Raw genomic sequence first — 8,761 nt, 5'->3', positions numbered from 1 at the left:
TCTTCAGCAGCCAGTTGAAATGCGGAAAGGGGACGGATTTATTTGTTTGTTCGGGCGTAGTGGTTAGAAAATAAATCTGTCCCCATATTTTCTATAATGTTGATGTTGGTAGTTTGAGGTTGTTGAAATGAGTGGTCTTGTTGCATGTGTAAGGAATGTGGTGACTCATGCTGATGGAGCAGCCTTCGAGGAGTTCTATGATTGGCAGGGTGGCAGAACTGATTTTGAAGTTGAAATGGAACACCTCAGGTATGTGAAGGTCAGTCCAGTCGTGAAGGTGATGAAATTTGTAGTGTCTGAAGGGGGGGCGGCTGTCGAGTTTCCTGTTTCGGGTACCCCCTGCATACTGCCTGATAGAACTGGGGTTTTGGTTGTTTTTGATAAAGAACCTTCAAAGTTTAGTTGCCCTGAAGCTCCTTGGTTTTTTGGTTTTCCCAATAATGCTGCGATCTACAATGCCGACGGGTCATTGCGTTTTCAACTGCACAATCCCGAGGGTGAAAATAGTTATATTGGAGCAATTCACACCGGTGCGATGCCCGATCATCCTGACACGCTAGGGGTCTTGGTAGGTACGGTAGGGCATGATCCAGAATGGCTTTATTTGGTTGATTGTAATAGTCCAGAAATAATAAGTACGGGAAAGTGGATTCGCTATTAGTTATTGGCTGATTTATTTGAGTAAAGAGAGATTGTATTGGGGGAAGGGGCCAGCCCATCCACCACAAAACCCAAAGTGAGACCGATAAACAGACGATGTTTAATCGACATCTCCAGATACTCACTCAGGCTACACATCCTTGCGCCGTTGCCTACGACTACGCCAGAATCCGCCGGCTTGTGCGCCTTGAGGCCGGGCTCTATCGTTTCCGGGTCGCTGACGAATCAGCGATCGGGTTTCGCAGCCCGGGTCAATCAAGGCGCACAGCGCCACCGTTCCTTTTCAGATGACGTTTTTCGTTCGCTGAATTGCGTTATGGCGGCTGTGCGCGGGAGATCTTCGGGTCTGCCGGGTTCCTTGATTCCCGGTCTGCGAACCTGCGTACAGCTGCCACCTATCTTCGTTTCGCAGCGAATCGTGGCGGCTCCACTAATCAAGGAGCATTACTATGTTCAAAGCCACACCCAATCCCCCTGAAACCGATCCAACATCCCCGTACGAATCCCTCGATTCGAAAAAACTCAACGAAGCCGCCGACCGCGCCCTCGATTACCACCTCAAACCGCCCATCCCCAAAGACACCAAGCGCAAACCCAGCACCATTTACCATGTGGGTGCAAAGGTCGATAACGAAACCCTGCTGGTCAACGCCTGCGAGTCCCTGGCGTCAGCGAGCATGATGCTCAGCGAGTTCGCCGGATTGATGGACATGCCACATCGCAACATGATGTTGGGAATTCAATCGGTGGTCATGCTAGGGGAGCTGGCGGTGAACCGGGTGCTGGATAACCTCGACCCGCGAGGCTAGCGAGGAACCTGTGGCGAGGGGGCTTGCCCCCGTTCGGCGGCGAAGCCGTCGTAAAACCGGCATATGCGGTGTGCCTGAAAACATGTGGTTGCAGGTTTTGGGGTCGCTTCGCAACCCAACGGGGGCAAGCCCCCTCGCCACAAGGGTTCCGCTGACTCAGTCCCCAAAAACAAGAAACCCCGCATCATGCGGGGTTTCTTGTCAAAGTGTGGGAGCGGGCTTGCTCGCGAAAGCGGCGTAACATTCAGCAGAGATGTCGACTGTTACGCCGCCTTCGCGAGCAAGCCCGCTCCCACAGGTGTGATGTTCAAGCTCACATCAATATGGTTACGCCACCACCTGATAACACGGCACATACTCCGCGCCGCCCGGCAGTTTCATCCGGTGCTGGGCGACGAAGGCTTTGAGCAGTTTGTCCAGCGGCTGCATGACGGCGGCGTCGCCACGGATCTGGTACGGCCCGTGTTCTTCGATCAGGCGGATGCCCTTGTCCTTGACGTTGCCGGCGACGATGCCGGAGAACGCGCGGCGCAGGTTGGCGGCCAGTTCGTGGGACGGTAGATTGCGGCTCAGTTGCAGGTTGGCCATGTTGGCGTGGGTCGGGTCGAACGGGCGCTGGAAGCCTTCGTCGATCTTCAGCAGCCAGTTGAAATGGAACGCGTCGTTGCGCTCGCGACGGAACTGTTTGACCTCTTTGAGGCCTTGAGTCATTTGCCGCGCCACTTCAGCCGGGTCGTCGATGATGATCTCGTAGTGCTGCTGCGCGGCTTCACCGAGGGTGGCACCGACGAAGGCGTGCAACTGCTCCAGGTACGGCGCGGCGCTTTTCGGCCCGGTGAGGACCACGGGGAAGGGCAGGCCTTCATTGTCCGGGTGCATCAAAATGCCGAGCAGGTACAGGAATTCTTCGGCCGTGCCTGCGCCACCCGGGAAAATGATGATGCCGTGGCCGACACGGACGAACGCTTCCAGACGTTTCTCGATGTCCGGCAGGATCACCAGTTCGTTGACGATCGGGTTCGGCGCTTCGGCGGCGATGATCCCGGGTTCGGTCAAGCCGAGGTAGCGGCCACCGTGGATGCGCTGCTTGGCGTGGGCGATGGTTGCGCCTTTCATCGGGCCTTTCATCACGCCCGGGCCGCAACCGGTGCAGATGTCCAGGCTGCGCAGGCCGAGTTCGTGGCCGACTTTCTTGGTGTATTTGTATTCTTCGGTGTTGATCGAGTGGCCGCCCCAGCACACCACGATTTTCGGTTCGACACCGGGGCGCAAGGTGCGGGCGTTGCGCAGCAGGTGGAAGACGTAGTCGCTGATGCCCTGGGAGGTGCTCAGGTCGATGCTCAAGGCGTCGAGTTCGTTTTCGGTGTAGACGATGTCGCGCAGGGCGCTGAAGAGCATTTCCCGGGTGCTGGCGATCATTTCGCCGTCGACGAAAGCGTCGGCCGGGGCGTTCAGCAGTTCCAGGCGCACGCCACGGTCTTGCTGGTGAATGCGGATTTCGAAGTCTTTGTAGGCTTCCAGGATGGTCTTGGCGTTATCGACGTGAGCGCCGGTATTGAGGATGGCCAGGGCGCACTGGCGGAAAAGGGTGTAGGTGAGGCCGGTTCCGGCTTCGCTCAGTTGCTGTACTTCACGTTGGGACAGTGTTTCCAGGCTGCCTTTAGGGCTGACCGAGGCGTTGATTACATGTCGTTGGGTCATTCAATGATCCTTAAAACGATGTCACCCGCCGGCAGGCGCATGGCATCCGAATAGTGTGTATCCATGGAGAAGATGGCACGAACTGCGCTGTATCGCCATGTTCCCCGTTTGACGATGAAAAGATGAAAAGGAGCCCCAGCATAGCTAAATCCTTCGGGGAGGCGATAATGCCCCGCAGTCTTTTTGCCACAGAGCCTTTTACCATTGATGCAAGGAACCCCGTCGCGATGTTCGAAATCCAGCCAATGAATGCCGAAACCTATCGACGCCAGACGCGGCGCAGCACGGTAATCATCGCCCTGATGTTCCTGGCGCTGGCGATGGTGCTGTCCACGGCGGCGGTGGCGCTGTTCGGTGAGCCTGGCGGCGACAATCTGCGTTTCAACGTGGGCGGCGTGTTTGCCGCGTTGTTGCTGATGGCGGCGCTGATGCGCGGCAAGTTCTGGACCCAGGAATGGATGGCGCCAGCGGTCTACGGTTGGCAGCTCAAACGCAGCCTGATGAGCATCACCAACGTCATGCACCAGGTGACGGCGGCAGTGGAGAAGGGCGATCCGGACGCCATGAAGCTGCTGCGTTTTTATCACTTGGGGCTGAGCCAGATGCACCAGTTGGACGGCAATTCCAGCGACCATAGCCAGTTGACCCGAGAGATGGACCAGCACAAGGCCCGGATGGAAGCGCTAGGCATCGAGACCGAACAGACGCAATTGAATCCGGCCTGGCTTGAGGCGGTGAAACAGACGCGGGTGTAGCCTGTCATTGCGGGCGATGAGCATTTTCGCGCAAATCACCTATCGTATTCGTTGATGAGTCATAGTGGTCCGAGCGCCAGCCACGGCTGGCTGGCGCTAAAAGGGCGAACGGGAAAATTCGCCATGTCATAAGGGATTAAGGGAGCGTCATGGGGCATCCGTTCGTCAAAGATCGTATTGAAAGCACCCGGCTCGCCACGCCTTGGGTGCCTGAGCAGGTTGAGTCGAGACTCAAGGTTCGATACGCAGTCTCCCTGCTCGTTGCGGTGTGCCTGTCCATGACGGCCATTGTGATCGGTGAAGGCTGGAATGCGCGCCAGTATCATTTGCGCGGCAGCGAAGTGGAGATGTCCAACCTGGCGCAAACCCTGGCCTCGCAGGCGCGAGCATCGATCAAACAGGCCGACACGCTGCTGTTTGACCTGGTGGATCGCCTTGAAGTCGACGGCATGGAACCGGCGAAAATGCCCAGGCTGCAACGTTTGCTCCACGCCCAGCGCAGTGAGCTGGCGCAGATCCATGGGTTATTCGTATTCGACGAAGAAGGACGCTGGCTCGCCAACGCCATTAACGTCATACCGCCCAATGCCAATAATTCCGACCGTGAATATTTCATCTACCACCGTGATCATCCCGACCGCGGTCCTCATATCGGTCCGGCGATAAAAAGTCGCTCGACCGGTGAGTGGATCATGACCGTGTCACGCCGGATCAATCACGCCGATGGCCGGTTTGCCGGCGTGGTGGTGGCTTCGATCTATCTCAAGCATTTCCTGGACCTGTACAACAGCATCGACATGGGCAGTAACGGGGTGGTCAATTTGATCGCCGACGACGCCACCATCGTCGTTCGCCGACCGTTCAAGGAAACCGATATCGGCACCAGCGTCGCCAAGGGGCCGCTGTTTACCCAGCTGTTGCCCAAGGGCGATTCCGGTACGGCAATCGTCAGATCCTACGTGGACGGGGTGGAGCGGGTGGTGGGGTTTCGGCGGGTGGAGGGTTATCCGCTTATCGTTTTTACCGCGCTCGACAAAAAAGAAGTCCTGGCCAGCTGGGTGCAGGAGTCAATGCTCAGTGCGGGGATCGTCTCATTGCTGCTGGGGTTTCTGGGCGTTCTCGGCTATCGCCTGATCCGCGTCATGAAGCAGCAGAATCATGTTCAGAACGAATTGCTGGAGGCTCAGGAAAAACTCATTGAGGTCAACCAAAGCCTTAAGTTGCTGGCTCTGGAGGATGCATTGACCGGGCTTTCCAACCGGCGTCAGTTCGATTTGTTCATCCTGGCGGAAATGGGCCGTGCCAGGCGTACCCACACCAGCCTTGCGTTGCTGATGATCGATGTCGATCACTTCAAGAGTTTCAATGATCACTATGGTCATTTGGCGGGTGATGAGTGTTTGCGCAAGATCAGCACCGTCATCACCGACAACATCCAGCGCCCCGGCGATCTTGCTGCCCGCTTCGGTGGCGAGGAGTTTACGGTGGTGCTGCCCGGCACCGATTATGTGGGGGCGTTTCTGGTGGCGGAAAAGATCCGTCGCGCGGTTCAGCAAACGGACATCAAGCATAGCGGCAGCCCCGAAGGCCTCGTCACGGTCAGTATTGGGGTTTGTGCCTACAACCAGACGTCACAGAGCCAGCCCGAAGACTTGATCGGCGCAGCAGACAAGGCGCTGTATGTGGCCAAGGCCAGTGGCCGGAACATGAGCGTCATTGCCAACTGAACTCAGCCAGACCGGTTACTGCCCTGAACGAGTCGGGTGCCGCAATCTCCATAATCGGATCAGTCGCAGGTAGATCAGCACGTTGATCGCCAGCACCACGCTGCCCAGCCCCAGCTGAATCGTGGGTGTCAGCCCGGCCGGATAGATAATCGGCCACACATAATGCTCGATAAAACCGCCGCCATAGCCGGTTTGCCCGGCCGCATGGCGCATGAGGTTTTCCCATTCGGTGAGTGGGCACGTCAGGTGGAAAACTTCCACGATCACGCCCCACGCGGCGGCGGGCAGGTGCCACCAGGCCAGGCGATGCCATTTGAGCACCAGCAGCCCGCCGAACAGCACGAACAGAATGAACAGCAAGTGAGACAGCACCAGCCCGTCGGCGGCGATTCGGTAAAGCATGTCGATTCCCTGACGCGTTATGTGAATCGCTCCATGGTACTCGGGCTGGGCGCGTGTGCTCTATCGATTGCTGTTTTCGAGCACTGCCAATACTTCTTTCAAACGCACCGCCGTGGCTTCGCTGCTGCGTTGCATCGGCGGGCGCAACTCGTCGTGGATCAACCCTTCAAGGGCCAGGGCGGTTTTCACCGGGGCGGGATTGGGCTCGATGAACAGACTGTGAATCAGCGGCAGCAACTGGAAGAAGGTCGTTCGGCCGGCCGCCAACCGGTTATCGCGGATCTGTCGATACAGCGTCACGAACAGCTCGGGATGAACATGGGCCGAGGCGGCAATCGCGCCTTTGGCTCCCAGACATAATGCGCCGAAGATCTGGTGGTCTTCACCGCACAACACGTCGACTTTGCCGCTGGAGAGCAGCGCAAGAGTGGTGGCTGGATTGCCGCCGCAGTCCTTGATTGCGACGATCCGCTCGTGGGTGACGATCCGCAGCAAGGTCGCCTGTTCGAAGGCGATGCCGGTGCGATAGGGAATGTCGTAGAGAATGATCGGGATGCTGGACGCATCGGCGACGGTCTTGAAAAAAGCTTCGAGGCCGGCCTGGGAAGGGCGGATGTAATACGGCGGTGGAACCAGCAAGCCTGCCAGGGAGCGCTTGAGGATTTCGCTTTGAAATTGCAGCAACTCGGCAAGGTTATTGCCGGCCAGGCCCATCACCACACGTTCTGGCGGAACCAGCTCCAGCACCGCATCGAGCACCGCCAATTGCTCATGTTTGCCCAGCGCCGCGGCTTCCCCGGTGGTGCCGCAGACCACAATGCCATCGACGCCTTTTTCCAGCAGATGACTGACCAGCCGCCGCAACCCGGCGAAGTCGATCGCGCCATTGTGAAACGGCGTAACGATGGGAACCCAGATACCTTGAAACGATGACATGCACTTTCTCCTGAAGGTTGACCGATTTCGTCACCGTCAGAAGCGTAGAAGGAAGTCAGCAAGAAGGAGGGGGTTTCCGCCGCGCTCAATGTCCTGTCAGCTCATCTGACGGGACAGCGCGCCCCGGTCACATGAGCGACTGTTTCTTCGATTTAGGGGCGTGCGCAACGCAACCTTGCGCCTTGGCATTCAAGCCAATGACGACAGTGTTGAGGTTGAAGGTTGCGGACATGGTTGCTTACACCCTGAATGAGGTGCTCAGTTTTAAAAGTCGGCGCGATGTTTGTCAATCTCGAAAATCAGCACCGGTCGCTTGCAAGTGCGCAAGATTGTTCAAGCCATCCACCGCGACTGCTGGCACAGTCTGGGGTCTTTCCCTGGTTGTAGAGCGATATGTCCAACTCACTCATGCCGCGCAGTGCATTCCTTCGCGGTGCCGCGGCCATCATGCCGTTGTCCCTGGCGACCGCGCCTTGGGGGTTGCTGGCCGGTTCCATGGCCATCGAGGCCAACCTCACACCGCTGCAAGGCCAGGGGCTGTCGAGCATCGTGTTTGCCGGGGCGGCTCAATTGGTCGCCATCGGCATGCTCAAGGGCGGCGCCGGGGTCTTTTCGATCCTGTTGACCACGTTGTTGCTGACCTCCCAGCATTTGCTTTACGGAATGAGCATGCGTTCGGTGATTTCCCCGTTGCCGGGCCGCTGGCGTGTGGGGTTGGGCTTCTTGCTCACCGACGAGTTGTTCGCCCTGACCAGCCAGCATGACAAACAGCAGTTCAATCGTTGGTACGCCCTGGGTGTGGGCCTGACGTTTTACATCGCGTGGAACCTCTTCACCCTGGCGGGCATTGTGCTGGGCAGCAGCATTCCGGGCCTTGAACACCTTGGGCTGGACTTCTCCATCGCGGCGACCTTTATCGCCTTGATCACGCCGGTGGTGCGCAACGTTCCGACGGTGGTCTGCGTGGCGGTTTCACTGTTCTGTTCGGTGCTGTTCAGCTATTGGCAATGGGGCTCGGCCCTGGTGTTGTCGGGGTTGGCGGGCATGACCGCAGGCTTTATCTGCAACAAATTCTATGTGGGGCGCACATGATGGTCTGGGCTGTGATTATCGGGATGGGCCTGCTGGTGTTCCTCAACCGCTACGTATTTCTTGAACCGCGACTGCCGGTGCGCTTGAGCAGCAATGCCCGGCAGTTTCTCGGTTTCGCGGTGCCGGGCATGCTCACGGCGATCTGCGGGCCCATCGTGTTCATGCCCGACAAGCAGTTGAACCTGCAGTGGGACAACCCCTACCTGATCAGTTCGCTGGTGGCCGTGGGCCTGGTGCTTTACACCCGCAACACCTTGCTCAGCATGTTGTTGAGCATGGGGTTCTTCTTTTTGCTGCGGTGGTGGCTCTGAGTCGTCCCATCTGAAACTGTTCTACGCTTAAAAAAGATGACTGATCTTTTGAGGAAGGGAGGTGGACATGGCCACTGAACCAAAGCGTCCGGACCCGGATGAGGACATCGATGAACCGACGGAGGAAGAGCTCGAGCAGCAGAGGCGTTCGACGCCTGACTGGAAGCATCCCGATGACGGTAAAGAACTGTCGGACCGCGACCAGGAACGCCCGCTCAAGCCCTGATCGGCTTGTACATACCCACAAGCCCCGCCATGGATAGCGGGGCTTTTTAATTTCCGATGGTTCAACACCCTGTGGGAGCGAGCCTGCTCGCGATGAGGCCATAACATTCAACATCAATGTCGGCTGTTACACCGCCATCGCG

At 57.7% G+C, this 8,761-nt stretch carries 10 protein-coding genes; 7 read left to right on the top strand and 3 right to left on the bottom strand.

Annotation, left to right across the window (positions count from 1 at the left end; translation table 11 throughout):
* Positions 1-127 precede the first annotated feature (127 nt).
* Both PMI30_RS31280 and PMI30_RS17290 read left to right on the top strand, forming a co-directional pair.
* Positions 128-661, top strand: coding sequence for a hypothetical protein (locus PMI30_RS31280; RefSeq protein WP_008009103.1), 534 nt, complete (start codon positions 128-130; stop codon positions 659-661).
* Positions 662-1,109: 448 nt separating this feature from the next.
* Positions 1,110-1,469 (top strand): DUF6124 family protein, encoded by a 360-nt coding sequence (locus tag PMI30_RS17290; protein ID WP_008009102.1) that lies wholly within the window; start codon positions 1,110-1,112, stop codon positions 1,467-1,469.
* Positions 1,470-1,796: 327 nt separating this feature from the next.
* On the opposite strand, the gene ppnN is transcribed toward PMI30_RS17290, so the two are convergent.
* Positions 1,797-3,170 carry a nucleotide 5'-monophosphate nucleosidase PpnN gene (gene ppnN, locus PMI30_RS17295; protein WP_008009101.1) on the bottom strand — a complete coding sequence of 458 codons (1,374 nt, stop codon included), beginning with the start codon at positions 3,168-3,170 and terminating at the stop codon, positions 1,797-1,799.
* 227 nt (positions 3,171-3,397) lie between these two features.
* Here ppnN and PMI30_RS17300 point away from each other — a divergent pair, with 227 nt between their 5' ends.
* The gene (locus PMI30_RS17300) at positions 3,398-3,925 is read left to right on the top strand and encodes a DUF3087 domain-containing protein (protein ID WP_032835278.1); all 528 of its coding nucleotides are present in this window, start codon (positions 3,398-3,400) and stop codon (positions 3,923-3,925) included.
* A gap of 149 nt (positions 3,926-4,074) precedes the next feature.
* Positions 4,075-5,652, top strand: coding sequence for a sensor domain-containing diguanylate cyclase (locus PMI30_RS17305; RefSeq protein WP_008009100.1), 1,578 nt, complete (start codon positions 4,075-4,077; stop codon positions 5,650-5,652).
* A gap of 15 nt (positions 5,653-5,667) precedes the next feature.
* Here PMI30_RS17305 and PMI30_RS17310 read toward each other — a convergent pair whose 3' ends face one another.
* Both PMI30_RS17310 and dapA read right to left on the bottom strand, forming a co-directional pair.
* A complete protein-coding gene (locus tag PMI30_RS17310) occupies positions 5,668-6,054 on the bottom strand; it encodes a DUF2784 domain-containing protein (RefSeq protein WP_008009099.1) in 387 nt (128 codons plus the stop codon).
* Between the two features lie 60 nt (positions 6,055-6,114).
* Positions 6,115-6,990 carry a 4-hydroxy-tetrahydrodipicolinate synthase gene (gene dapA, locus PMI30_RS17315; protein WP_008009098.1) on the bottom strand — a complete coding sequence of 292 codons (876 nt, stop codon included), beginning with the start codon at positions 6,988-6,990 and terminating at the stop codon, positions 6,115-6,117.
* Between the two features lie 393 nt (positions 6,991-7,383).
* Between dapA and PMI30_RS17320 the strand changes: the two genes are divergently transcribed.
* The 3 genes from PMI30_RS17320 to PMI30_RS31500 all read left to right on the top strand — a co-directional run bounded on the left by PMI30_RS17320 (position 7,384) and on the right by PMI30_RS31500 (position 8,619).
* Positions 7,384-8,082 (top strand): AzlC family ABC transporter permease, encoded by a 699-nt coding sequence (locus PMI30_RS17320; RefSeq protein ID WP_007895507.1) that lies wholly within the window; start codon positions 7,384-7,386, stop codon positions 8,080-8,082.
* The gene (locus PMI30_RS17325) at positions 8,082-8,393 is read left to right on the top strand and encodes an AzlD domain-containing protein (RefSeq protein WP_162830927.1); all 312 of its coding nucleotides are present in this window, start codon (positions 8,082-8,084) and stop codon (positions 8,391-8,393) included. Before PMI30_RS17320 ends, PMI30_RS17325 begins: the two co-directional genes overlap by 1 nt.
* A 67-nt stretch (positions 8,394-8,460) precedes the next feature.
* Positions 8,461-8,619 (top strand): hypothetical protein, encoded by a 159-nt coding sequence (locus PMI30_RS31500; protein WP_007895518.1) that lies wholly within the window; start codon positions 8,461-8,463, stop codon positions 8,617-8,619.
* Positions 8,620-8,761: the final 142 nt, after the last annotated feature.

Source organism: Pseudomonas sp. GM50, from assembly GCF_000282375.1.
Lineage (GTDB): Bacteria > Pseudomonadota > Gammaproteobacteria > Pseudomonadales > Pseudomonadaceae > Aquipseudomonas.
Note: the sequence above shows the minus strand (reverse complement) of the source record. Positions and strands in the feature narration are given on the sequence as shown.

Excerpts from the sequence above, each read along its gene's own strand:
- PMI30_RS17305 (WP_008009100.1), top strand. The coding sequence starts at position 4,075 with ATGGGGCATCCGTTCGTCAAAGATCGTATTGAAAGCACCCGGCTCGCC.
- PMI30_RS31280 (WP_008009103.1), top strand. The coding sequence starts at position 128 with ATGAGTGGTCTTGTTGCATGTGTAAGGAATGTGGTGACTCATGCTGAT.
- ppnN (WP_008009101.1), bottom strand. The coding sequence starts at position 3,170 with ATGACCCAACGACATGTAATCAACGCCTCGGTCAGCCCTAAAGGCAGC.
- dapA (WP_008009098.1), bottom strand. The coding sequence starts at position 6,990 with ATGTCATCGTTTCAAGGTATCTGGGTTCCCATCGTTACGCCGTTTCAC.
- PMI30_RS17320 (WP_007895507.1), top strand. The coding sequence starts at position 7,384 with ATGTCCAACTCACTCATGCCGCGCAGTGCATTCCTTCGCGGTGCCGCG.
- PMI30_RS17325 (WP_162830927.1), top strand. The coding sequence starts at position 8,082 with ATGGTCTGGGCTGTGATTATCGGGATGGGCCTGCTGGTGTTCCTCAAC.
- PMI30_RS17310 (WP_008009099.1), bottom strand. The coding sequence starts at position 6,054 with ATGCTTTACCGAATCGCCGCCGACGGGCTGGTGCTGTCTCACTTGCTG.
- PMI30_RS31500 (WP_007895518.1), top strand. The coding sequence starts at position 8,461 with ATGGCCACTGAACCAAAGCGTCCGGACCCGGATGAGGACATCGATGAA.
- PMI30_RS17290 (WP_008009102.1), top strand. The coding sequence starts at position 1,110 with ATGTTCAAAGCCACACCCAATCCCCCTGAAACCGATCCAACATCCCCG.
- PMI30_RS17300 (WP_032835278.1), top strand. The coding sequence starts at position 3,398 with ATGTTCGAAATCCAGCCAATGAATGCCGAAACCTATCGACGCCAGACG.